The organism is Pseudomonas sp. NPDC008258, from assembly GCF_042956345.1.
Classification (GTDB): Bacteria; Pseudomonadota; Gammaproteobacteria; order Pseudomonadales; family Pseudomonadaceae; genus Aquipseudomonas.
In genome coordinates this window covers 322,133-346,936 of sequence record NZ_JBIBGE010000001.1, presented here as the reverse complement: position 1 = coordinate 346,936, position 24,804 = coordinate 322,133, and the positions used below count along the sequence as shown (strand labels likewise).

19 protein-coding genes are annotated in these 24,804 nt (G+C 61.7%); 6 read left to right on the top strand and 13 right to left on the bottom strand.

Annotated elements, in window-relative coordinates:
- Nucleotides 1-241: 241 nt before the first annotated feature.
- Entirely contained in the window at nucleotides 242-1,699 is a 1,458-nt protein-coding gene (gene mltF / locus ACFY9W_RS01525; RefSeq protein WP_391124795.1) for a membrane-bound lytic murein transglycosylase MltF, read from the top strand.
- Nucleotides 1,700-1,810: 111 nt separating this feature from the next.
- On the opposite strand, the gene tadA is transcribed toward mltF, so the two are convergent.
- Together tadA and ACFY9W_RS01515 are read right to left on the bottom strand one after the other, a co-directional pair.
- Entirely contained in the window at nucleotides 1,811-2,290 is a 480-nt protein-coding gene (gene tadA / locus ACFY9W_RS01520; protein ID WP_391124792.1) for a tRNA adenosine(34) deaminase TadA, read from the bottom strand.
- On the bottom strand, nucleotides 2,290-3,672 hold the full coding sequence (locus ACFY9W_RS01515; protein ID WP_391124790.1) for a multicopper oxidase domain-containing protein: 1,383 nt from the start codon (nucleotides 3,670-3,672) through the stop codon (nucleotides 2,290-2,292). Before ACFY9W_RS01515 ends, tadA begins: the two co-directional genes overlap by 1 nt.
- Before the next feature lie 199 nt (nucleotides 3,673-3,871).
- Here ACFY9W_RS01515 and ACFY9W_RS01510 point away from each other — a divergent pair, with 199 nt between their 5' ends.
- The gene (locus ACFY9W_RS01510) at nucleotides 3,872-6,796 is read left to right on the top strand and encodes a dermonecrotic toxin domain-containing protein (RefSeq protein WP_391124787.1); all 2,925 of its coding nucleotides are present in this window, start codon (nucleotides 3,872-3,874) and stop codon (nucleotides 6,794-6,796) included.
- Nucleotides 6,797-6,841: 45 nt separating this feature from the next.
- Here the strand turns inward: ACFY9W_RS01510 and guaA are convergent, their stop codons facing one another.
- The 4 genes from guaA to ACFY9W_RS01490 all read right to left on the bottom strand — a co-directional run bounded on the left by guaA (nucleotide 6,842) and on the right by ACFY9W_RS01490 (nucleotide 11,473).
- Entirely contained in the window at nucleotides 6,842-8,419 is a 1,578-nt protein-coding gene (gene guaA / locus ACFY9W_RS01505) for a glutamine-hydrolyzing GMP synthase (protein ID WP_391124784.1), read from the bottom strand.
- Between the two features lie 78 nt (nucleotides 8,420-8,497).
- Nucleotides 8,498-9,967: an IMP dehydrogenase gene (gene guaB, locus ACFY9W_RS01500; RefSeq protein ID WP_016713074.1), complete on the bottom strand. Its 1,470-nt coding sequence runs from the start codon at nucleotides 9,965-9,967 to the stop codon at nucleotides 8,498-8,500.
- Between the two features lie 148 nt (nucleotides 9,968-10,115).
- A complete protein-coding gene (locus ACFY9W_RS01495) occupies nucleotides 10,116-10,670 on the bottom strand; it encodes a sugar ABC transporter ATPase (RefSeq protein WP_391124780.1) in 555 nt (184 codons plus the stop codon).
- A gap of 47 nt (nucleotides 10,671-10,717) precedes the next feature.
- A complete protein-coding gene (locus tag ACFY9W_RS01490) occupies nucleotides 10,718-11,473 on the bottom strand; it encodes a TSUP family transporter (RefSeq protein WP_391124777.1) in 756 nt (251 codons plus the stop codon).
- Between the two features lie 505 nt (nucleotides 11,474-11,978).
- Between ACFY9W_RS01490 and xseA the strand changes: the two genes are divergently transcribed.
- From xseA to leuA, 3 genes are all read left to right on the top strand, one after another.
- Entirely contained in the window at nucleotides 11,979-13,358 is a 1,380-nt protein-coding gene (xseA, locus tag ACFY9W_RS01485) for an exodeoxyribonuclease VII large subunit (protein ID WP_391124774.1), read from the top strand.
- 3 nt (nucleotides 13,359-13,361) lie between these two features.
- On the top strand, nucleotides 13,362-14,189 hold the full coding sequence (locus tag ACFY9W_RS01480) for a peptidoglycan DD-metalloendopeptidase family protein (protein ID WP_391124771.1): 828 nt from the start codon (nucleotides 13,362-13,364) through the stop codon (nucleotides 14,187-14,189).
- A gap of 433 nt (nucleotides 14,190-14,622) precedes the next feature.
- Nucleotides 14,623-16,296: a 2-isopropylmalate synthase gene (gene leuA, locus ACFY9W_RS01475; RefSeq protein WP_198752585.1), complete on the top strand. Its 1,674-nt coding sequence runs from the start codon at nucleotides 14,623-14,625 to the stop codon at nucleotides 16,294-16,296.
- Between the two features lie 56 nt (nucleotides 16,297-16,352).
- Here leuA and ACFY9W_RS01470 read toward each other — a convergent pair whose 3' ends face one another.
- The 4 genes from ACFY9W_RS01470 to zwf all read right to left on the bottom strand — a co-directional run bounded on the left by ACFY9W_RS01470 (nucleotide 16,353) and on the right by zwf (nucleotide 20,224).
- Nucleotides 16,353-17,096 (bottom strand): monalysin family beta-barrel pore-forming toxin, encoded by a 744-nt coding sequence (locus ACFY9W_RS01470; RefSeq protein WP_391124767.1) that lies wholly within the window; start codon nucleotides 17,094-17,096, stop codon nucleotides 16,353-16,355.
- 260 nt (nucleotides 17,097-17,356) lie between these two features.
- Entirely contained in the window at nucleotides 17,357-18,037 is a 681-nt protein-coding gene (locus ACFY9W_RS01465; protein ID WP_391124765.1) for a bifunctional 4-hydroxy-2-oxoglutarate aldolase/2-dehydro-3-deoxy-phosphogluconate aldolase, read from the bottom strand.
- A 17-nt stretch (nucleotides 18,038-18,054) separates the two neighbouring features.
- Complete coding sequence (gene pgl / locus ACFY9W_RS01460) at nucleotides 18,055-18,768, bottom strand: 6-phosphogluconolactonase (RefSeq protein WP_391124763.1); 714 nt, start codon at nucleotides 18,766-18,768, stop codon at nucleotides 18,055-18,057.
- Nucleotides 18,755-20,224 (bottom strand): glucose-6-phosphate dehydrogenase, encoded by a 1,470-nt coding sequence (gene zwf, locus ACFY9W_RS01455; protein WP_391124761.1) that lies wholly within the window; start codon nucleotides 20,222-20,224, stop codon nucleotides 18,755-18,757. The genes pgl and zwf overlap by 14 nt, the downstream gene beginning before the upstream one ends.
- Before the next feature lie 211 nt (nucleotides 20,225-20,435).
- On the opposite strand from zwf, the gene hexR reads away from it, so the two are divergent.
- A complete protein-coding gene (gene hexR / locus ACFY9W_RS01450) occupies nucleotides 20,436-21,299 on the top strand; it encodes a DNA-binding transcriptional regulator HexR (RefSeq protein WP_061405576.1) in 864 nt (287 codons plus the stop codon).
- Here hexR and ACFY9W_RS01445 read toward each other — a convergent pair.
- The 3 genes from ACFY9W_RS01445 to ACFY9W_RS01435 all read right to left on the bottom strand — a co-directional run bounded on the left by ACFY9W_RS01445 (nucleotide 21,292) and on the right by ACFY9W_RS01435 (nucleotide 24,803).
- A complete protein-coding gene (locus ACFY9W_RS01445) occupies nucleotides 21,292-22,146 on the bottom strand; it encodes a D-hexose-6-phosphate mutarotase (protein ID WP_391124759.1) in 855 nt (284 codons plus the stop codon). The genes hexR and ACFY9W_RS01445 overlap by 8 nt on opposite strands.
- A 117-nt stretch (nucleotides 22,147-22,263) precedes the next feature.
- A complete protein-coding gene (locus ACFY9W_RS01440; protein ID WP_391124756.1) occupies nucleotides 22,264-23,607 on the bottom strand; it encodes a carbohydrate porin in 1,344 nt (447 codons plus the stop codon).
- A 41-nt stretch (nucleotides 23,608-23,648) separates the two neighbouring features.
- Nucleotides 23,649-24,803, bottom strand: coding sequence for a sn-glycerol-3-phosphate ABC transporter ATP-binding protein UgpC (locus tag ACFY9W_RS01435; protein ID WP_391124753.1), 1,155 nt, complete (start codon nucleotides 24,801-24,803; stop codon nucleotides 23,649-23,651).
- Nucleotide 24,804: the final 1 nt, after the last annotated feature.

Here is a 24,804-nt window from a genome sequence, read left to right as displayed (position 1 = left end):
TTGGCGCGAGTAGTATTTGCCCTACTGAAAAGCGGAGACGAGTATCGATCAAAAGCCGCTTAAAAAACTTCCCTAAAACCATAGAATCTCCCACAGGTACAACGCAGGCCTTGAGGGCGGTGGTGTACTTGTGGGAGCTGGCTTGCCGGCGATAGGGCCGGTAAAGCACACAACCCGCTACCAGACAAGCTAACAGTTGTCGAGATATGGTTGGGCCGGTCCTTTGCGTATACTGCAACCTATGTTCGCCCACACTGCTTTGCGCCAGCGTTGCGCCAAATGGCTTTTCGCAACCGGACTCTTTCTGCTGCTCGGTGCCTGCGTTGAAAAACCCAGCACCCTGGAGCGCGTGAAGGAGGACGGCGTGCTGCGCGTCATCACCCGCAATAGCCCGGCCACCTACTTCCAGGACCGGAACGGCGAAACCGGCTTCGAGTACGAGCTGGTCAAGCATTTCGCCGACGATCTCGGCGTGAAGCTGGAGATCGAGACCGCCGACAATCTCGACGAATTGTTCGACGACCTTGGCAAACCTTCCGGCCCCGTGCTTGCAGCCGCTGGCCTGGTCAGCAGCGAGCGGCGCGCGGCCCAGGCAAAATTCTCGCACCCTTACCTGGAAGTGACCCCACAGGTCATCTACCGCAACGGCCGCCCACGCCCGACCAACGCCAAGGGCCTGGTCGGCAAGAAAATCATGGTGCTCAAAGGCAGCAGCCATGCTGACCTTCTGGCCGAGCTGAAAAAGCAGAACCCTGGCCTGGAATATGAAGAGTCGGATGCCGTGGAGGTGGTCGACCTGCTGCGCATGGTCGACGAAGGCCAGATCGACCTGACCCTGGTCGACTCCAACGAGCTGGCAATGAACCAGGTGTACTTCCCCAACGTTCGCGTTGCCTTTGACGTGGGCGACACCCGCGACCAGCGCTGGGCAGTAGCAGCGGGCGAAGACAACAGCCTGCTCAACGAGATCAACGAATTTCTCGACAAGGCGCAGAAGAACGGCACCCTGCAGCGCCTGAAAGACCGTTATTACGGCCATGTCGACGTATTAGGCTATGTTGGGGCCTACACCTTCGCCCAACACCTGCAACAACGCCTGCCCAAGTACGAGAAGCACTTCAAGAGCTACGCCAAGGTCGAGCAGGTGGACTGGCGCCTGCTGGCCGCCATCGGCTATCAGGAGTCGATGTGGCAGCCAGAGGTCACCTCCAAGACCGGCGTGCGTGGCCTGATGATGCTGACCCAGCGCACCGCCCAGGCCATGGGCGTGTCCAACCGCCTGGACCCCAGGCAGAGCATCCAGGGTGGTGCCAAGTACTTCATGAAGATCAAGGCTGAACTGGACGACAGTATCCAGGAGCCGGATCGCACCTGGTTTGCCTTGGCGGCCTACAACGTAGGCAGCGGCCACCTGGAAGATGCCCGTACCCTGGCCAAGCGCGAGAAGCTCAACCCGAACAAGTGGCTGGACGTGAAGAAGATGCTGCCGCGCCTGTCGCAGAAGCAGTGGTACCGGCAGACCAAGTACGGCTATGCCCGTGGCGGTGAGCCGGTGCACTTCGTGGCCAACATCCGCCGCTACTACGACATCCTCACCTGGGTGACCCAGCCGCAGCTCGAAGGCCAGGTGGCCGAGGGCAACCTGCATGTACCTGGGGTGAACAAGGACAAGCCGGCAGACCAGTCGCCGCCTATGTAAGCCTGTGCTGGCCTCTTCGCGGGCGCGCCCGCTCCCACAGGTACAGCACAGGTTCCACGAGCGGTGGTATTCCTGTGGGAGCGGGCGTGCCCGCGAAGAGGCCGCTACAGGTTAACCCTTGGCCCGGCGAGCCTTGAAGAAGTCACTCAGGATCTGCCCGCACTCTTCAGCAAGCACCCCGCCCTCCACCATCACCCGGTGGTTGAGGAAGCCCTGGCCAAAGAACTGACCCTGGCTCTGCACGATCCCGGCCTTGGGCTCCAGGGCGCCATACACCACGCGCATCACCCGCGAATGCACGATCAGCCCCGCGCACATGCTGCACGGCTCCAGGGTCACGTACAGGGTGCTGCCCGGCAGCCGGTAATTGCTGGCTGATTTCGCTGCTGCGCGAATGGCCACCATCTCGGCATGCGCACTCGGGTCGCTGTCGATGATCGGCCGGTTGAAGCCCTGGCCAATCACCTGCCCATGCTGCACCAACACCGCCCCCACCGGCACCTCGCCCATGGTCGCGCCTTCGGCGGCCAACGCCAGGGCCAGGCGCATGAATTCCTGATCGCGGCTGCGATCAATGATCTGCGGGCGCATCAGACCACCGCAATCGCGGCCATCAGGCCGGTTTCCATGTGGTCGATGACGTGGCAATGGAACATCCAGGTACCCGGGTTATCCGCCACCAGCGCCACCTGGGCGCGCTCGTTCTTGCCCAGCAGGTAGGTGTCGGTGAACCACGGCTCCTTGATGTCGTGGCGGTTGGAGGCGATCACCTTGAAACTCATGCCGTGCAGGTGGATCGGGTGCTGGTACTGGGTCATGTTCTTCAGCTCGAAGATGTAGCTTTTGCCCTTTTTCAGCGTGGCGATGGGGCGGTCGGCGCAGGTCTTGTCGGTGATGTCCCAGGCCTGACCGTTGATTTGCCACATGCTCGACGGTTTGTCCGGGTCAGTGGTGACAGAGACTTTGGCGGCCCACTCGAAATTGAAGTTCAGCTTCTCGGCATTCTCCAGATCCGGCTCGGCGATCGGGTTGGCCGGCAGCGCTGGCGGCCAGTCACTCGGCGCGCCATTGCTGGCCACCGAACGCAGGGTGCCCAGGCGTACGAAACCGTCGCGCAGGGAGATCTCCTCACCCGCCTGGGGAATTCGGATGGCCAGGCAGATGCGCATGCCAGGGCCGAGCCAGTAGTCGTCCTCCAACGGGCGTGGGGTGACCGGGTTGCCGTCGAGGGCATAGATTTTCGCCTCGCAGTTGCCCTTGAGGTTGATGCGGTAGGTCCAGGTGTTGTCCAGGTTAAGCAAACGCACACGCACCACCTGGCCGGCCGGCAGCTCGGTAACCGAGTCGGCCTGGCCATTGATGGTAATCAGCCGCCCGGCAGTACCATTGCGCGCGGCCTCGCGCGGGATGCTGAAAGGCAGCCAGGCACCCTGCTCGTCCACGTGCCAGTTCTTCAGGCTAAGGGTGCGCTCATGCTGGAAGCCGGTCGGCTCACGCTCTTCGACGATCAGCGGCCCGACCAGGCCGCGCCCCAACTCCTCGGAGCTGCTGACATGCGGGTGGTACCAGTAGCTGCCGGCGTCCGGCACGCGGAACTTGTAGTCGAAGTACTCGCCTGGCTTGACCGGCAGCTGCGACACATACGGTACGCCGTCCATTTCCAGCGGCAAGCGGATGCCGTGCCAGTGGATGGTGGTTTCCACCGGCAGGTGGTTGATGAAGCGAACCCGCAGCCAGGTGCCCTGGCGCACGCGCAACTCGGTGCCCGGCGCCGAGGGGCCAAAGGCCCAGGCCTCGGTCTTGTAGCCCGGCACCAGCTCAACGTCCAGTGGCGCCGCGATCAGCTCGTAATCATGCCCGGCATTGTCATCTTCGACCTTGCCCAGCCAGTAACGCGCCGCGCCACCGGCGCCCAGGCCAACCACAACCAGGCCGGTAAGGCCTTTGAGCATTTGTCGACGGGTGAAGGACATCGGTGCGGGTACCTCGTGTTCTGCGCAATCAAGCTGCCAGCAATGGCTGGCGATGAAGGGCGAATACGATACACCCGCAAATGGGAAAGATTAAGTGAAGTGTTGTCACGGCGTGCAAGCCCTGCGGATACATAACTACCGCCAATAGCACAGGTTGCTCGTTCAGGCTCGGCCGCTCGATAACAGCAAGGTAGCCCTCATGGCACAGCAAATACAGGTATCTGAAGCAGAACAACAACTGCGTGACCTGGCCCGCCCACTGGTCAGCACCTGCCCGGACATGCGGCAGATGGCGCGCGAAACGGCAATCGGCATTCTGAACAAACATGGTCATGGGCAGCTGGACCCGGACCACGTCCACCTCAATCGTTTCATGACAGCACAAAGCAGCCCAAGAACGTTCAGCGGCTGGCAGCATCTTGATGCGCCGTACCAGTCCTTCACATTGCCCCAACTGGTGATGCACCGCTTCGACACGCATGACCAGAACAACAGTGACCTGCTCAGCTACCTCGCCGGCTTTTACACTCAAGGCCCAGGGGCTGAGGCGTATGACGAACACAACGAAGTGCCGCTCGCACCCAAGGATGTGCTGGAGGATTTCTGGGCCATCGACTTCAGCTACACATACCACCAGCATTTGAACGCGTTCTGGCATGGGCAGGCAGATAACTTTCGCACGCTGATCAAAGTCAATTTCCTCGCCAAGGTGCTGGAAACATGCGCCGCGGATGCTGCCAGCGAGCTGGCCCAATGCGCCCGCCAGGTGGCCCGGGCAATCACGGGTCATGACCTGGGCCAGCCCTCGCTCGAGCAACTGCGCGAAGAACACCCTGCCACGGCGGGGTTTCGCGTATGCACGTTCGACATTGGTGGCCATGTGGCCAGCGACTTCTTGCGAATAGTCCTGCCAGATGGTCGGCAATTGCTTTATACCCCGGGGGAAGTCGATGCCCTCCACCTGTTCGCCGACCGCAAGGCGCTTTACTGGTGGGTGCTGATTCACACCAACCAGCCCGACAACCGGGCGCGCTTCATGAGCCACTTCCCGTTGTCGTCCCGGGCTGAAAACAACGACAAGGCAGGGTTGAATCACATGATCGACCTGCTTTTCTACCATTGGGGAGGCGACGACCATAAATGCCTGAACCAACTGGACAAGACCCTTTCGGCTGATGCCTTCAGCCACCTGCGTGACGCCGCGCGCAAACGCATGACCGACGACGCCCACTTTGCCCTGCGCTCCAACGCCGACTTGCGCAAGCAACTATGGATCGGCGACCTCAAAGCCTTCGGCAAGGTCTTTGGCCCACTTGCCGCACTGGATTGGCCCGTGGCCCTGGCGGCAGTCGGCGCAGGGCTGGCAGACATGGGGTTGAATATCGACCAGGCCATCAATGGCCATACCACCAGCGAACGCCAGGCCGGGGTTATCGGTGCCGTTTTCGCGGCAATCGATGTGCTGTTCAACGCCACATTGCTCGCTGGCGCAACAGGCCCTGGCGTCGATGAAGACCTGATTGGCATTTCACCCGAGGAGCCGCTCGCCGCCGAGGACGAGCAAGCCCTGGCCTCGCCCGCACAAATGGAAAACTGGATACCGACGCCTTTCAGGCCCACGCAGGATGCCGACCTGCTGGCAACCTTCGAGTCCAACGCCGTCCTGCACAGCCCCTCTGGCAGCGGCGACCTTGCAGGTATCCATGTACAAGACGGCAATTTCTACGCATTGATTGACGACCTGCCCTACCAGGTACGCTACATCGGAGAAATGAAAAGCTGGGTCGTGATTGACCCCGAAAATCCGTACTCCTTCTATCGCAATGTGCCCATCCGCATGGACGCCGCGGGTCAGTGGCAGCCAATGAAACGCGCCGGCCTGGCGGGTGGCGCCCTGCCCCGCAAGCTGCTTGCGTTGTGGGGCAAAAATGCATCCACAGCACCCGCGGCGCTTGCACCGACGCCCTACGAAATACCCGACGCACTGCGCACCACGCTGAACCCCATCGCAGTGGCTCCCGGCCAGGAGCGCTTGCTGAGCGGCATCATGATCACCATGGACCCGACTACGGACAACGCCCTGGCCGAATTCAGGAAGCTGCGCGATTTGCTGGCGGACGACGCGCAACAGTACATGACGTCTGTGGAACCACCGGCAAGGCCCACCCTCCCGCAGCTGCCCCGTGAGGCCAGCCCGAAGCAGCTGATTCGCAGCGTTTATGAAAACAGCGATGGCCTGGTGATCGGCGAAGGCCATTCTCAACTGGGCAGCAAAGCCTTCCTGATCGACAATTTGCCGCACCTGAAAAAAGCCAAGGTCAAGGTCCTGTACCTGGAGCATTTCATGACCGACTTCCAACAAGCCGACCTCGACCTGTTCCATGCCAGCGGCGATATGCCTGCTGCCTTGAAAGACTATGTGAAGGCGCTGGACAATGGCTTTGGTATCGATGTTACCGGCCGCTACTCGTTCCTGAATGTATTGCGTGCTGCTCAAAAAGAAGGCATTCGTATCCAGTCGATCGATTGCATGGCCAGTTATCGCCAAGCCTGGGACAGGCCGCCTTCACCTGTAATCAGGCAGCAGATGATGAACTTCTATGCCCACGAGATCATCCAGGCCGATCAAGCAACGCGGGGGCCGGGCAAATGGGTCGCATTAATGGGCAATACCCACTCCAACACGTTCGAGGGTGTTGTAGGGGTCAGTGAGCTGCAAGGGGCAATCGGCTTGCGCGTCGAAGATATCGCGGTTGAAAGCGTCGGCGGCGTCGAAGCCGACCCAGGGCGCACGGTTATCGACAAGGACGACATGAGCGTGCGGAACCTCAAGGGTGACCTGCGCCTGCAAGTGCCCATCAGCAGCAGCAAGGCGAGTGACGCCCCACTGGAAACCCTGCTGTGCAACAAAGGGGCGTTCACCTTCGACACGATAGATGGCCAGCTCAAGCTGATTCACCGCAGCAACGATGGGCAACTGAAATACACGCCCATCATTCAGGAAGGCACCACGCTCTACCTGGACAGACCGGACTGGCCCTGGATCAGCGGGCGTCGATTGCGCAACTTGCAGGAGATACGCTCAACACTGGAGCACCGGGGCTTGAGCTATATGCGTCGATAAGCGCCAAAACAACAAGGGCGCCTTTCGGCGCCCCTGTAGTTCAACTCATTCCCACTCGATAGTGGCTGGCGGCTTGCTCGACACGTCGTAGGTAACGCGCGAGATACCGTCGATTTCGTTGATGATACGGCCGCTGACGGTTTCCAGCAGCTCGTACGGCAGGTGTGCCCAACGCGCGGTCATGAAGTCCACGGTCTCGACGGCACGCAGGGCCACGACCCAGGCGTAGCGACGGCCGTCGCCAACAACACCAACCGACTTGACCGGCTGGAACACCACGAACGCCTGGCTGGTCTTGTGGTACCAGTCGGCCTTGCGCAGTTCTTCGATGAAGATGTGGTCGGCACGACGCAGGATGTCGGCGTATTCCTTCTTCACTTCACCCAGGATGCGCACGCCCAGGCCCGGGCCCGGGAACGGGTGGCGGTAGACCATGTCGTACGGCAGGCCCAGTTCCAGGCCGATCTTGCGCACTTCGTCCTTGAACAGCTCACGCAGCGGTTCGACCAGCTTGAGGTTCATCTCTTCCGGCAGGCCACCAACGTTGTGGTGCGACTTGATCACGTGGGCCTTGCCGCTCTTGGCGCCAGCCGACTCGATCACGTCCGGGTAGATGGTGCCCTGGGCAAGGAACTGGATGTTGTCCAGCTTGCTGGCTTCGGCATCGAAGATGTCGATGAAGGTACGGCCGATGATCTTGCGCTTCTTCTCAGGGTCCGCTTCGCCTTCCAGGTTGTCGAGGAACTGCTTTTCAGCGTCGGCGCGGATGACCTTGACGCCCATGTTCTCTTTGAACATGGCCATCACCTGGTCGCCTTCGTGCAGGCGCAGCAGGCCGTTGTCGACGAATACGCAGGTCAGCTGGTCGCCGATGGCGCGGTGCAGCAGCGCGGCAACAACGGAGCTGTCGACGCCGCCGGACAGGCCCAGCAGGACGTTGGCCGAACCGACTTGCTCACGCACCTGGGCGATGGCGTCTTCGACGATGTTGGACGGGGTCCACAGGGCTTCACAGCCGCAGATATCCTGCACGAAGCGGGACAGGATGCGACCGCCCTGCTTGGTGTGGGTCACTTCCGGGTGGAACTGCACGCCGTAGTAGCCGCGAGTATCGTCGAACATGCCGGCGATCGGGCAGCTTGGGGTGCTGGCCAGTACGTGGAAGTTGCCCGGCATCTGGGTGACCTTGTCGCCGTGGCTCATCCACACGTCCAGGCCCAGTACGCCGTCGTCGTCTACGTGGTCTTCGATGCCGTCGAGCAGGCGGCTCTTGCCGACCACGTCTACACGGGCGTAACCGAACTCACGCAGGTCGGAACCTTCGACCTTGCCGCCCATCTGCTCGGCCATGGTCTGCATGCCGTAGCAAATGCCCAGTACCGGAACGTTCAGGTCGAACACGGCCTGCGGGGCGCGCGGGCTGTTGGCTTCGTGGACCGACTCGGGGCCGCCAGCGAGGATGATGCCGCGCGGGTTGAATTCGCGGATCGCTTCATCGTCCATGTCGAACGGGTGCAGCTCGCAGTACACGCCGATTTCGCGCACGCGGCGGGCGATCAGCTGGGTGTACTGGGAACCGAAATCGAGGATCAGGATGCGGTGAGCGTGAATGTCGAGGGCCATGACTCAATCTCGTCAGTGGAAATCGGAAACGACGCGGGGCTGTCGTGACAGCCCCGCGTCCTTATATTGCTGGAAGCCTCAACCTACGCGGTAGTTAGGGGCTTCTTTGGTGATTTGCACGTCATGCACGTGGGACTCGGCCATGCCGGCACCGGTGATGCGTACAAATTCCGGCTTGGTGCGCATCTCTTCGATGGTTGCGCTGCCGGTGTAGCCCATGGACGAACGCAGGCCGCCCATCAGCTGGTGGATGATCGCGGCCAGGGCGCCCTTGTAGGGAACACGGCCTTCGATACCTTCCGGTACCAGCTTCTCGGCACCGGCCGAGGAGTCCTGGAAGTAACGGTCGGACGAGCCTTGCGCCTGAGCCATGGCACCCAGCGAGCCCATGCCGCGGTAGGCCTTGTAGGAACGGCCCTGGAACAGCTCGACTTCACCCGGGGCCTCTTCGGTACCGGCGAACATCGAACCCATCATCACGCAGGAAGCACCAGCAACGATGGCCTTGGACAGGTCACCGGAGAAGCGGATGCCGCCGTCGGCGATCAGTGGCACGCCAGTGCCTTCCAGTGCTGCGGCAACGTTGGCGATGGCGCTGATTTGCGGCACGCCGACACCGGCAACGATACGGGTGGTGCAGATCGAGCCTGGGCCGATACCGACCTTGACGGCGTCCGCACCTGCTTCGGCCAGGGCCTTGGCAGCCGCGCCAGTGGCGATGTTGCCGCCGATCACCTGCACTTGCGGGTAGGTTTCCTTCACCCAGCGAACGCGGTCGATAACGCCTTTGGAGTGACCGTGTGCGGTGTCGACAACCACCACGTCAACGCCAGCGGCAACCAGCGCGGCAACGCGCTCGCCGGTGTCCTTGCCGGTACCGACGGCAGCGCCAACGCGCAGGCGACCCTGGTCGTCCTTGCTGGCCAGCGGGTAGGCCTTGGCTTTTTCGATGTCCTTGACGGTCATCATGCCCTTGAGGTTGAACTTGTCGTCAACGATCAGGACTTTTTCCAGGCGGTGCTTGTGCAGCAGCTCGCGGACTTCGTTCTTGTCGGCGCCTTCGCGGACGGTGACCAGCCGCTCTTTCGGCGTCATCACGTCGCGGACCTTGGCGTCCAGACGGGTTTCGAAGCGCACGTCACGGGAGGTGACGATGCCGACCAGGTCGCCGTTCGCCAGTACCGGTACGCCGGAGATGTTGTTCAGGCGGGTCAGGTCGAACAGGTCGCGCACGGTGGCGTCGGCGTCGATGGTGATCGGGTCCTTGACCACGCCAGCCTCGAACTTCTTGACCTTGCGTACTTCGCCGGCCTGCTGTTCGATGGTCATGTTCTTGTGGATGATGCCGATACCGCCTTCCTGGGCCATGGCAATGGCCAGACGCGCTTCGGTCACGGTATCCATGGCGGCGGAAACCAGCGGAATGTTCAGCTCGATGCCACGAGTCAAACGGGTCTTGAGACTGACTTCATTGGGCAGTACCTCGGAGTAGCCAGGTACAAGGAGGATATCGTCGAAGGTCAGGGCTTCTTGGCTGATACGCAGCATCGCGGGGGCTCCCGGGCGGGAAAAATGGAAGCGCGCCATTATACTCATGCACGGCGCGCCGCTCAATGTAAATCAAGCTTCAAGTTACAAGCGGCAAGCTAAAAGAAGTCGCATGGCATACAGACCGCTTTTTCTTGAAGCTTGCGGCTTAAAGCTTGCAGCTGACTTGCACCACGGCCACCGGCTGGTCGAGCCAGTCGGCGAAGCTGTCGAGAAAGGCCTGGGTAAACCCGGCCTCGCCCCAGTTGTTGAAGATGAACCCCAGGTTGGAAAAGGCACATGGCTGCAGAAAAATGAAGCCATTGATGTCGTCTTCGTGGCCACACAGCGGGCAGGTGAAGTTGTCGCTCACTGCCGGGGTCCACTCTTCAAGGCTTTCGAACAGCGGCTCGCCCACTTCGCGGCGGCATTCCGGGCAACCGGCCTCTTCGAGAAAACCTTCGGTGGGGGTGTAAATGCAGCGCTTGAGCATTACCTCCAGGCCGTTGACCGGCTCGCCGAACGGTAGCTTTTCCGGGTGCAGGGCCACTTTGCGCGCCCCGGCGGCCAGGGCATGGCCCATGCGGTTGCCCGTGCGGCCGCAGGTGGTCAGCTGTTCTTCGACGACCTTTTCGCGAACCAGCCAGCGCAGGATGGCGCGGGCGCGGACTTCATGCACGGGGACGGTGGACAGCTTGGGAACGATGATGCTCTGGGTGTTCATGAACGGGACAAGCCTGAAAAACGCCGGTAATGACGCAATTCTACCGCTCAGGTGCTCAGGTAGCGACCAATCAACGCCAGGCCACTGGCCAGCACCAGCCAGGTGACCAGGCGGACAAAGGCTTCGCGGGACAGCTTCATGCTTAGCCGGCGGCCCAGCCAGAGGCCGACGAACATCACCGGCAGCAGACAGGCGGCCAGCAACAGCAGGCTGGTGTCGGCGTATACGCCGGCGATAAGAAACAACGACAGGCGCACGATGGTGCTGCAACTGATCAAGGCACTCTGGGTAGCGCGTACGTGTTCTTTCACCTCCAGACGTGCACTGAGATAGATCGCATACAGGAAGCCGCCACTGCCGAACAATGCGCCGAACAGGCCACCTATGGTCCCCATCGGTACTGCCCAGAGCCCGGACAACCTGGCTGGACGCACCTTCACTGCCAGGCCATAGACCGCATAGGCGGTGACGAACAGGCCCATGAGTAACAGCAACAGGTCGGATTTGAGATTCAGCAGGAATGTCACGCCCAGGAAGCAGCCAATGGCCATGAAGGGCAGCAGGCGCAGCAGTTCGCCACGCACCACATCACGGCGCGATGGCAAAAGGTTGCCGAAGGCTGCGACGAAATCCAGCAGCACCAGCAGCGGGATGATCCGCGACAGTGGCATGAAATGGATCAGCACCGGGCCGGCCACCAGCGCGGTGCCGAAGCCGGCGATGCCGAAAACGATGTAGGCGACGGCGATGGCAAGGAGGATGGGGAGCCAGTCAAGGCCGGAATAAGGCAGTTGGGCGAGCATCGTGCTGGGTCCTGGGGAATCCTTTGATAGTGCATCGTAGTGAGAACGGCGAGGAGCGGATAGGTGCAGGCCGTCATAGCGTTTTAAGGCTGGAAGATGCCTGCCTTGATATTTTTAGCGCTTATGCAATCGAGCGCCGCCCGCGCGGCGCATCGCGAGCAAGCTCGCTCCTACATCTGTTTCGGGCCAGTGAGTCCTGTGGCAGAGGCGCGCGCACCCTTGGAGCATGACTCGATATCGCGTCGTATAAACAAGGACCGCGCGTTAGTGCCTCAGGAATGATTGGCCAGAAACAGATGTAGGAGCGAGCTTGCTCGCGATGCGCCGCGCGGGCGGCGCTCGATCTCACAGGCGCTGAAAGTGTGCAGGCGAACACCTGGCAATCATGACACGCCCTGCTGGATGGCACCGGCTGCGCCAGTTTCGCGGGCACGCCCGCTCCCACAATGACCGAGACAGGGCCCGGGACAGACAACCGGGGCCGATGTCCTTTATGATGCCCGCCATGATCAAAGACCCCTTCGAACGACTCGGCCTGGACCGTGAGGTCCTTACCGTCAGCCAACTCAACGGCCGCGCCCGGGTGCTTCTGGAAGACGTGTTCCGCAGCGTGTGGGTGGAAGGCGAAATTTCCAACCTCGCCCGCCCGGCGTCCGGCCACATGTATTTCACCCTCAAGGACAGCGGCGCCCAGGTGCGCTGTGCGCTGTTCCGCCAAAACGCCACACGGGTGCGCCAGGCCCTGCGTGATGGCCTGGCGGTGCGGGTGCGTGGCAAGGTTTCGCTGTTTGAAGGGCGTGGCGACTACCAGCTGATTCTCGACACCGTCGAACCGGCAGGCGACGGCGCGCTGCGCCTGGCCTTCGAGGCACTGAAGGAAAAGCTTAGCGCCGAGGGGCTGTTCAGCACCGAACGCAAAAAGCCGCTACCGGCTCACCCACAACGGATCGGCATCATCACCTCGCCTACCGGCGCCGTGATCCGCGACATCATCAGCGTGTTCGGCCGACGTGCCCCGCAGGTGGAACTCAACCTGATCCCCACGGCGGTGCAGGGCCGCGAAGCCATCGCGCAGATCGTGCGCGCGATTCGCCTGGCCGACAGCCTTGGTTTCGATGCGCTGATCCTGGCCCGCGGGGGTGGTTCGCTGGAGGACCTGTGGTGCTTCAACGAAGAAGCCGTGGCGCGTGCGGTGGCCGCCTGCGTCACCCCTATCGTCAGCGCCGTGGGCCATGAAACCGATGTGTCGATCAGCGACTTCGTGGCCGATGTACGCGCCCCCACACCGTCTGCCGCCGCCGAATTGCTGGCCCCTGACAACAGCGGCTTGCAGCAACGACTGGACGGCCTGCAACGGCGCCTGCTGCTGCGCATGCAGAACCGCCTGACCCACGACCGGCTGCGCCTGGAGTCACTGACCCGGCGCCTGCGACACCCAGGCGAACGCCTGCGCCAGCAGGCCCAGCGCCTGGACGATCTGGACATGCGCCTGCGCCGGGCTTTCATGCTCGGCCTCAGCCAGCGCCGCGAGCGCCTGGCCCGCATGGACACGCGCCTGGCCGCACAGCACCCGGGGCGCAACCTGAAACTGCTGAGCCAGCGCCTGGACAGCCTGGCCGAGCGCCTGCCACGGGCCATGCGCGAAGTGCTCAAAGACCGTCGCCAACGCTTCCAGGCCCAGCTGCAAACCTTGCAAGTGGTCAGCCCGCTGGCCACCCTCGCCCGTGGCTACAGCATCCTGCTGGACGAGCAAGGCCAGGCCATCCGCAGCGCCGAGCAAACCCGCAACGGCCAGCGCCTGACTGCACGCCTGAACGAAGGCGAACTGCGGGTGCGCGTCGAAGACAACCACCTGACCCCGGTCACCCTCTCACTACTGGACTGACACATGCCCCGCCTGCTCGCGCCCCTGTTTGCCCTCTTCCTCTTGCTGCTCGCCGGCGGCGCCCAGGCCAGCTACATCACCCGCGCACTGAACAAACCGGTACCTGGTGGCGTGGCCGTGGTCGACCTGGGCCCTGCTGCCAGCGCGCCCAGCGCCCGGTTCGACGGCAAGCCGGTGCTGGTGGTAAAGGAGCAGGACACCTGGCTGGCCATCGTCGGCATCCCGCTGACGCAAAAGCCCGGCACTGCCGTGCTGAATCAGGGCGGCCGCACACTGCCCTTCAGCGTGGGGAGCAAGAAGTACCCCGAACAGCGCATCACGCTGAAGAACACCCGCCAGGTCAACCCGAACCCCGCCGACCTCAAGCGTATCGACCGTGAACTGGCCGAGCAGATCAAGGCCTACCGCAGCTTCAGCCCTGTCCTGCCGAGCAACCTCATCCTCGACAAGCCGGTCAACGGCCCGCTATCGAGCAAGTTTGGCGTTCGCCGCTTCTTCAATGGCGAGGAGCGCAACCCGCATGCCGGCCTGGACTTCGCGGTGCCCGCGGGCACGCCGATCAAGACCCCGGCCAATGGCAAGGTGATTCTGGTGGGGGATTACTTCTTCAATGGCCGCACAGTGTTTGTCGACCATGGGCAGGGGTTCATCAGCATGTTCTGCCACATGTCGAAGATCGATGTGCAGGTGGGCCAGCAGCTGCGCCGGGGCGAGGTAGTCGGGCGCGTTGGCTCGACCGGGCGTGCTACCGGGCCGCACATGCACTGGAATGTCAGCCTGAATGATGCGCGGGTGGACCCGGCGATCTTCATTGGTGCGTTCCAGCCCTGAGATCGGCGCCTCCTGCTTCGCGGGCACGCCCGCTCCCACAGGTACAATGCAGCCCTCAGACTCGGCGCAATACCTGTGGGAGCGGGCGTGCCCGCGAATATGCCAGCACAGGCACTATCAGTTCGACTGGGTTGCGCCTTCGAAAATTACCGCGCAAAAAATATCAAGCACCTAGAAAAAACCAGCCATAAAATATCGCCATAAAGCATTTTTTAAGCATTCCTCTCAATTTTCCCCGAACGCTTGCCATCCCCCATCTCACTGGTTAAGTTTGAAGGCATGAAAACCTTCAGCACCCTCATCCTGCTCCGACAACATCGCAGCCTCTGCCTGGTCAGCGCCCGACTACCAGGCTGAATCGCGTCGCCTCGCCTCTTCATCTCGTTATCGCTCGGCAGGCCCGATCTCGGCCGCACACAAAAGGATTGCTTCCATGACCATGCTCAAAGACCCTTCGAAGAAATACCGCGCCTTCCCGACCATCGACCTGCCTGACCGTACCTGGCCGTCGAAAACCATCACCGCCGCGCCTATCTGGTGCAGCTCTGACCTGCGTGATGGCAACCAGTCGCTGATCGAGCCGATGGATTCGGAGAAGAAACTGCGCTTCTGGAAGACCCTGGTGCAGGTGGGCGTAAAGGAAATCGAAGCCTCGTTCCCGTCTGCCTCGCAGACCGACTTCGACTTCGTGCGCACCCTCATTCAAGACGGCCATATTCCGGACGACACCACCATCCAGGTGCTCACCCAGGCCCGTGAAGACCTGATCGCCCGCACCTTCGAATCGCTGCGCGGGGCGAAAAAGGCCATCGTCCACCTGTACAACGCCACCAGCCCGTCGTTCCGCCGCATTGTCTTCAATCAGGACAAGCAAGGCGTGAAGGATATCGCGGTGAACGCGGCCAAGCTGTTCGTCAAGTACGCCGCCCAGCAGCCGGAAACCCACTGGACCTTCCAGTACTCGCCAGAAACCTTCAGCGCCACCGAAATGGAGTTCGCCAAGGAAGTCTGCGACGCGGTCATCGAGGTGTGGAACCCGACGCCTGAGCACAAGATCATCCTCAACCTGCCGGCCACCGTGGAAGTGTCCACGCCGAACATCTACGCCGACCAGATCGAATGGTTCTGCCGCAACGTCAGCCGTCGCGATAGCGTGATCATCAGCCTGCACTGCCATAACGACCGTGGCACCGGCATTGCCGCCACCGAACTGGGCCTGATGGCCGGTGCCGACCGCGCCGAAGGCTGCCTGTTCGGCAACGGCGAGCGCACCGGTAACGTCGACCTGGTGACCCTGGCACTGAACCTCTACACCCAGGGCATCGACCCGCTGCTGGACTTCTCCGACATCGATGGCGTGCGCAAGGTAGTCGAAGAGTGCAACCAGTTGCCGGTGCACCCACGTCATCCGTATGTGGGCGACCTGGTCCACACCGCGTTTTCCGGCTCGCACCAGGACGCCATCCGCAAGGGCTTCGCCAAGCAGCAGGAAGGCGAACTGTGGGAGGTGCCGTACCTGCCGATCGACCCGGCCGACATCGGCCGCAGCTACGAGGCGGTGATCCGCGTCAACAGCCAGTCGGGCAAAGGCGGTATCACCTACCTGCTCGAACAGGAATACGGCATCAGCCTGCCACGCCGCATGCAGATCGAGTTCAGCCAGGTGGTACAGGGTGAAACCGACCGCCTTGGCCTGGAAATGACCGCCCAGCAGATCTACAGCCTGCTGCACAAGGAATACCTCCAGGCCAACGCACCGTATGCACTGGTCAGCCACCGCCTGCAGGAAGAAAACGGCCACAGCGCCGTGGAAGTGGAAGTGGCCGGCGAAGGTGAAACCACACTGCACTGGCGCGGCAAGGGCAACGGTGCCCTGGAAGCCCTGGTAGCCGGCCTGCCGATTTCGGTTGAAATCATGGACTACAACGAGCACGCCATTGGTGCTGGCACCAATGCCAAGGCTGCGGCCTACATTGAACTGCGCGTAGCCGGCGGCCGCCCGGTGCATGGTGTAGGCATCGATGAAAACATCACCACGGCCAGCTTCAAGGCACTGTTCAGTGCACTGAACCGCTCGCTGAGCCAGCAGGAAGCCAAGGCGGCCTGATATTCCCGCCCACAAAAAAACCGCATCCAGGGATGCGGTTTTTTTTACGCCCCAATTCAATAGCGGTTACCAGGCGTATGGTATGCGCCATAATTGAATATCCATCGGCCACTGTTTCCAGGGAATTGATGCCCTTTCATCAAGGCCGCCTCTTGGATTTCATCCCACCCCAGCGGTCTTATCGAATTTTCAGCAGACACTGTAATGACCGAACTGGTCGCAATAGATGTCACAATACACAGGTCTTCCCGGTCGTCCCTACCTGCTTTGGAGTAAGTTTTTGTTTTTGCATATTTGAAAAAATCCGCAAAGCCTCCGGCACCAGTCACACAATGCGCGTACACCATATGCATCTGATAGAAATTAAATATCCCCGGCCCTTCCATTTCAATTTTCTGGGACCGTGTATGCGTTTTGCTAATACCTTCGGTTGAACTGCTTGTCAATTTCCCGCCAATCGCACTGCCTAGAAATCCGGCGCCCAGAGAAACCTCTGTTTCCAGTGAAGAGGTGAATGAGCGGCTATAACCCTCTACCGTCGAAACTTCTTCAGTGTGAGACACCTTACCAGGAACACGCGCCATACCCAGGTACTCAAGATACGCCAGAATGGGTGTCGAGTACGTGCCCCAGTTCTGGTTCCCGAGAAACAGATCACCGTACACCGTGTCACCAAAAACCCAACACCCGGGATTTACCTTCCCGTCCATACCATAGAGATACTTTTCAATTTCGTAAGTACCCCGCTTATGGGGAAAATCGCCTATCGCTTTTATCATGTCCTGGTCAATGAAACTCATGCAAGAACCTCACGCGTAACGGTTAGATGGTTTTTCTGCTTGACGGGAATAGGCGCCCACACATAAACGGAGGACGTCAAACATTAATCAATGCGACACCATCGTATGCGTCGGCACCTGCATCAATAATCGGGAAGTGCTTCTTGCATCGATTGCATGGCCAACGTGTCCAACTTGCGTCACTCGCCTACAGCACAAAAAAAACGCAAAAAAAGGGGCGCCGACCAAGCGCCCCACAAGCCGTCAAGCACACAACAGTTTCAGTTGGCGTCCAGCAGCGCCATGGCCTCTGCACTGCACGCCTCGATCCGCGCCCAGTCGCCGTTCTTGATCCAGCTGCTGTCGAGCATCCAGGTGCCGCCCACGCACATCACATTGGGCAATGCCATGTAGTTACGCACGTTGGCCGGGTTCACGCCGCCGGTTGGGCAAAAGCGAATATCGCCGAACGGGCCGCCAAAGGCCTTGATTGCCGCCACGCCGCCGCTGATTTCGGCAGGGAACAGCTTGAAGCGGCGATAGCCCAGGGCGTAACCCATCATGATTTCGGACGGCGTGCTGATGCCCGGCAGCAGCGGTATTTCGCTGTCGACCCCGGCTTCGAGAATGTCCTGGGTGATGCCCGGGGTAACGACAAACTGCGCCCCGGCCGCCTCGACCGCAGCGAACATGCTGCGATCCAGCACGGTGCCTGCCCCTACGCACAATTCCGGGCGCTGCTCACGCAGTACCTGGATCGCTTTGAGACCATGCTGCGAACGCAGGGTTACTTCCAGGGTACGGATACCGCCTGCGGCCAAGGCATCAGCCAGCGGCAGGACGTCTTCCTCACGAGCGATGGTGATTACCGGCAGGATGCGCGCCTTTTCGCAGATGGCGTCGATCCGGGCGGCCTTGTCGGCCATCGAGAGCTTGGGCTGTGGGCGTTCGAGGGTGGTCATGACAGTGGATCCTTGGCTCATGGGCACCAGTAGATGCCCAGGGGGTCGTGAAGAAAAGCGCGAATCGGCATTTCAGTAAGGTCGTTGCCAGCCAGCGCGGCGCGCAGGGTAGCGAGTTTGCCCGGCCCTTGCACGGACAGCGCGGTAAAGGCAGCGCTTGCCAGCAGCGAGCGGGTCATGGACAGGCGTTGGTGGGGCACGCTCGGTGCCAGCAACGGCAGACAGCGACGTTGGCTGGCCAGGTCCAGGCCGGCTTCCAGGTTGGGGCTGGCCGGGAACAGCGAAGCGGTATGGCCGTCGTCGCCCATGCCCAGCACCAGCACGTCGATGGGCGGCAACCCGGCCAAGGCTTGCTCGGCCTTCAGCGCAGCTGCATCAAGGTTATCTGCCTGTTGGTAAAGCCCAACAAAACGGGCCTTGGCGGCCGCCCCCTTCAGCAAGTGACGGGCCAACAGCCCAGCGTTGCTGTCGGCGTGCTCCACCGGTACCCAGCGTTCATCCGCCAAGCTGACAGTGACCTTGCTCCAGTCCAGGTTTTCGCTGGCCAGCCTCTCAAGAAACGGCACCGGGCTGCGGCCACCGGACAACACCACGCAAGCCTGGCCTTTGGCAGCAATAGCTGCACGCAGCCGTTCGGCCACGTCATGAGCCAGGGTTTCAGCCAGCGCCTTGGCGTTCGCCAAATCGTGAACCTTCACGGTTGCTGGCAGCGTCAGTTCAGATATCCCCATACCACGCCCTCCCATCGCGTGTGATCAATGCAATCGAGCTCATTGGCCCCCAGGAGCCCGCCGCGTAAGGCTTAGGCGCATCGCCCGCGTTACGCCAGCCGGCGATCAACTGGTCGCACCATTTCCATGCATATTCGATTTCGTCCTTGCGCACGAACAGGTTCTGGTTGCCACGCATCACCTCGAGCAACAGCCGCTCGTAGGCATCTGGAATGCGTGCGCTGCGCCAGGTGTCGGAAAAATTCAGTTGCAAGGGGCCACTGCGCAGTTGCATGCCCTTGTCCAGGCCCTGCTCCTTGGTCATCACCCGTAAAGAAATGCCTTCGTCCGGTTGCAGGCGGATGATCAGCTTGTTACCGATCTGCAAACGCTGTTCCGGGGCAAAGATGTAGTGTGGCGTTTCCTTGAAGTGGATCACGATCTGCGACAGCTTTTGCGGCATGCGCTTGCCGGTACGCAGGTAGAACGGCACACCCGACCAGCGCCAGTTGCGAATGTCGGCGCGCAGGGCGACGAACGTTTCGGTGTCGCTCTGCGCGTTGGCGTTGTCTTCCTCCAGGTAGCCGGGCACCGGCTTGCCTTCGCTGTAGCCGGCAATGTACTGGCCACGCACCACTCGGGTGCTCAACCCGTCGCCTGTGATCGGTGCCAGGGCCTTGAGTACCTTCACCTTCTCGTCACGAATGGCATCGGCAGACAGCTCGCTGGGCGGGTCCATGGCGATCAGGCACAGCAGCTGCAGCAGGTGGTTCTGGATCATGTCACGCAGCTGGCCGGCTTTGTCGAAATAGCCCCAACGGCCTTCGATACCGACCTTTTCGGCGACGGTGATCTCTACGTGGGAGATGGAATTCTGGTTCCACTGGGTTTCGAACAGGCTGTTGGCGAAGCGCAGGGCAATCAGGTTCTGCACCGTCTCTTTGCCCAGGTAGTGGTCAATGCGGTAGACCCGGCCCTCGGGGAAGAACCGTGCCACGGCATCATTGACCCGGCGCGACGACTCCAGGTCGTGGCCAATGGGCTTTTCCAGTACCACCCGGGTGCGCGCAGCCAGCCCCGCCTTGTCGAGGTTTTCGCAGATGGCCCCGTACACCGCTGCCGCCGTGGCGAAGTAGGCGATCAGCGGCTGCTCGCCCGGCAGTTGCTCGGCCAGTGCCTGGTAACCCTCGGGCTGGAGAAAATCCAGGTGCTGGTAGCCTAGCCGGGCCATGAAACGGCCCAATGCGGCAGGCTCGATATCGGCCTCGGGTACATGCCGGCGCAAATGGGCTTCGATGCTGTTCAGGTGCTCCTGCGCGCTACCCGGCTCGCGGGCCAGCGCCAGCAGGCGGCTGTCCGGGTGCAGCAGGTTGGCACGGTCGAGCTGATAGAGCGCAGGAAACAGCTTGCGCAATGCCAGGTCGCCAAGGGCGCCAAACAGGGCAAAGGTGCAAGGTTCGACACTGATCGCAGCCATGATGTAGGTTCTTTCCTAAAGTTGGTCTAGGAATACCGCTTTCACATACGATTTTCAAGGGATAATGTAGTAAAAACCACAACATCGCACATAAGTATTACAGACAAGTGGTGCGCCACCCGCACCGACAGTACGATAGACGACCGTGCAAAAAGCCTGCTGCTTCGTCAGCCGGCTGTCTTCCCGACCCAAGGACACACCCATGGACCGCGTGCGAAACCTCCTGGAACAGATCCAGGGACGCCTCGACGAGCTGAACAAGGCCGAACGCAAAGTCGCCGAAGTCATCCTGCTCAACCCGCAACAAGCCACCCGTTTCAGCATCGCTGCGCTGGCCCAGGCGGCCAAGGTCAGCGAGCCGACCGTCAACCGCTTCTGCCGCTCCTTCGGCGTCAGCGGCTACCCGGAACTGAAGCTGCAACTGGCCCAGAGCCTGGCCAGCGGCGCCGCTTATGTCAGCCGCGCGGTAGAAGCTGACGATGACCCGGCCGCCTACACCCAGAAGATCTTCGCCAGCGCCATCGCCTCACTCGACAGTGCCTGCCAGCAGCTCGACCCGCAGCAGGTCAGCCGCGCCGTGGACATGATGATCCAGGCCAGGCAGATCCACTTCTTCGGCCTTGGCGCCTCGGCGCCGGTGGCCCTGGATGCGCAGCACAAGTTCTTCCGCTTCAACCTGGCTGTGTCGGCCCACGCCGATGTGCTGATGCAGCGCATGCTGGCCTCGGTGGCGCACACCGGTGACCTGTTCGTGATCATTTCCTACACCGGGCGCACCCGCGAACTGGTCGAAGTAGCGCGCCTGGCCCGTGAAAACGGTGCCTCGGTGCTGGGCCTGACCGCCGCCGGCTCGCCGCTGGCCAATGCCTGCAGCCTGAGCCTGCACATTCCCTTGCCGGAAGACACCGACATCTACATGCCGATGACCTCGCGGATCATTCAGCTGACGGTGCTCGATGTACTGGCCACCGGCATGACCCTGCGCCGCGGCGTGGACTTCCAGCCGCACCTGCGCAAGATCAAGGAAAGCCTGAACGCCAGCCGCTACCCCATCGAGGACGACGACCTCAACTGAGCCGGTGCGCCTGCAGGCTCAGGTGGGCACGCTGCCCCGGCGCCAGGCTCAGGCCCTCGCCACTGCCGCTGGCGGCCTCGACGCAAATGAAGCGCTGCGTTTCACGGCCTGTCACGCCCATCAGCGGGCGGTTGCCGGGGTGCCAAACCACGGTGTCGTCGCTGTCACCGGTATCAATACACAGCTCGCGCTGCCAGGCCGGGTCCTGCAGTTGCACCCGCGGGGTACCCGGGTAAACCTTCTGGCAGCCACCCTTGAGCTTCAGCGCGCCATCTTCACGGCAGGCCTGGCGGTTGAGGCGGTCATAACCTTCGATATCCTCCAGCCCAGACAGCGCTATCTCAGACACGTCACTGATGCGCCAGTAGGCTAGCAGCGCATGGCTCAGCTGGCAGGGTTCGCTGTCCTGATGCTCGGTGCTCAGGCTTAACTCCATGCGGTTACCCAGCCTTGCATGCAGGTCAACCTGCCAGTCGCACAGGTCCAGCCGCCACTTCAGGGTCACGCCTTCCTCGTCCTCGCGGCTGTCCACCAGCTTCCAGTCCAGCAGGCGCGCCCAGCCATGGGCCGGCCACAAATCCTCACTGGGGTGGCGGCCATACCACGGCCAACACACCGGCACGCCACCACGGATCGCCCCCACCTGCGGCCACTGCTCGGCGCACCACAGCCAGGGCCGTTCGCCCGCTGGCTGAAAATGCAGCAGTTGTGCCCCCTGGCGGCTGAAGACCGCCTGGCAACGGGGATGATCGATGATCAGCACATCGCGCTGCTGGTAACGCTCCCACTCGAATACAGGCCTTGGCCGCTGCGAGGAAAAGAAGCGATGGAGCGGATGTTCGGGCATGGTTCAGAGCTCTTGTTGTTTGAGATAGCGCTGTCTCGGCCTATCCCCGACACCCACTGCAGGCCAGTGGGTGCCGGGAACCGAAAAGGGATTGGCGTAAATTTACAACAAATGCCCTCAGAATGACGACTGAATCTTCAACCCCGCGACCAGCGCGTTGTCCACCTCGTCCACCCCGCCGGGGCTCTTGATGTATTGCAGGTTGGGCCGCACGGTCAGCCAGTTGGTGACGTGGAAGCCGTAGTAGAGCTCGGCGTTGTACTCGGTGCGCTGCAGCGGCACGAAGCCTGGGTTGTCGTAATCGTTGATACCGCTTTGGGCATTGAGCAGTTCAGCGCGCTTCTTCACGTCGTCATTCACATGAATACGCGCCACTCCGAAGCCGATGTCATCCTTGGGCCGGGCATCGAAGGCGCCTTTGTAGACCAGCCCCACCTGCTGGTAGTTGTCGACCACGTTGGTGGCCTTGTCGTGCACGGTGAAGTTGGCGAACAGGCTGAGGCCGCGGTTGACGTCACCCGCATGCGCAGTGACCTGCTGCTGCGCCACCACCCACCAGCCATGCTTGCTGGAATGCGACTTGAAGGCCCCGCCGCTCAATGCCTGCGGGTTGCCGTTGACGTCGTCGAACACATCGTCGGCCTTGGCGGTGCTGTAGTAGTAACCCAGGCGGTACTCGCCCGGCAGCCCGTTGACCTTGGGCGACCATACCGCCTCCACCGGCAGGATCGCGCCTTTGGTGCCGCTGCCGCTGAGCTTGAAGCCGTTGCCGGTTTCCAGGTTGGAGGGGTTCTGCTCGAAGGCGCCAACCTGGACGAAGAATTCCGGTGTGATGTTGTACTTTACCCGCAGCGCCCACTGGCTGACCGGCCAGTTGTACCAGATGCCACCGACCCAGTTGCCCACCTGGGAACCGCAGAAGGCCAGGTTCTGGAAGTCGCAGGGGAAGCTGTTGAAGTCCTCACCCTCGCCGAAGCGGCCAAATTTTACGTCCAGGGCGCCGTCGAAGTACTTCTGCTTGATCCACATCTGGGTCAGGCGCCAGGTCTGGCCGCGGCCCCACACTTCCTGCACCGAGCTGAACTGCCCGGCGCGCGGGTCGCTGATGCGGTCGTTGGACAGGTTACGGCCGCTGCGCTCGGTAATCGCCAGCTTGAACTCGGCATCGTGCCAGCCAAAGATCTTCTGCAAGTCCAGGTGCGCGCCAAGGGCGAACTGGTCGCTGTAGCGTGCAGTCTTGTCGTCGTTGTAGCCGCCGTGCAGGTTACCGGCCACCTCGCCAACGTAGTCGAGGGTAAAGTCATAGCCCTTCTCCAGCAGCTCGGTACGGGTGCCGCCCCAATCGCCGGTCATCCATTTCGATTCGCTGGAAAAGGCCTCGGCAGCCTGCGCGCCGCTGCTGCCGACCACGGCGAGCAAAGCCAGCGAGCCCAATGTCCTGATGCGTTTGCGCTGTTCCATCCCTTTGCGTCCTCTTTTTTCTTATTGATGGTGTAGACGAGTCAACGGCCTTTGAAGTGAGCCACGTTGTGCTTTGCAGTTGCCGCAGTGCTTGCCAGGTGCAGGCGTTCGCCGCTTGCGGCGTCGAACAGCAGCACCCGGGCAGGATCGAATTGCAGGTTGAGGGTGTCGCCCACCCGGCACGCCACATCCGGCGCCAGGCGGCAACACACTTTGGTCTGGTTGAGGGTGACGAATACCAGCAGGTCGGGCCCGGTGGGTTCGGTTACCTGCACCTCGGCGCGGATGCCTGGCAGGCCGTTGCCCTCTGCGGCACCCAGGGCGATCTGTTCAGGGCGGATGCCGAGAATGATCTCGCGACCGTCCAGCTCTTCACCGGCTACGCCCAAGGGCAGCTCCCAACGCGCCTGGCCACTGTCGAGCACGGCCAGCAAGCGCCCCTCCTGCCGGGTGAGGCGCACCGGGACGAAGTTCATTGGCGGCGAACCGATGAAGCTGGCGACAAACTGGTTGGCCGGGTCGTTGTAGATCTGCTGCGGGGTGCCGAACTGCTGGATGATGCCGTCCTTCATCACCGCCACTTTGTCGCCCAGGGTCATGGCCTCGATCTGGTCGTGGGTGACGTACACGGTGGTGGTCTTCAGGCGCTGGTGCATCAGTTTCATTTCGGTGCGCATCTCGACCCGCAGCTTGGCATCGAGGTTGGACAGCGGCTCATCGAACAGGTAGATCTTCGGCCGCCGCGCCAGCGCCCGCCCCATGGCCACCCGTTGCTGCTGGCCACCGGACAGCTGCGCCGGCTTGCGCGCCAACAGGTGTTCGATCTGCAGCAGCTTGGCCACCCGCGCCACCTCTTCGTCGATGGCCGCCTGGGGCAGTTTGCGGATCTTCAGGCCAAACTCGATGTTCTCGCGCACGCTCATGGTCGGGTACAGCGCGTAGGACTGGAACACCATGGCGATGTCGCGGTCCTTGGGGCTCATGCCGCTGATATCCTGGTCGTCGATGAGGATCGCGCCGCCGGTAATCTGCTCCAGGCCGGCGATGCAGTTCATCAAGGTCGATTTGCCGCAACCAGAAGGCCCAACCAGGATCAGGAACTCGCCATCATTGATCGACAGCTGGATGTCCTTGAGGGTGTCTGGCAGGCCGCTGCCGTAGGTCTTGTTCACATTGCGAAGTTCGAGCGTTGCCATG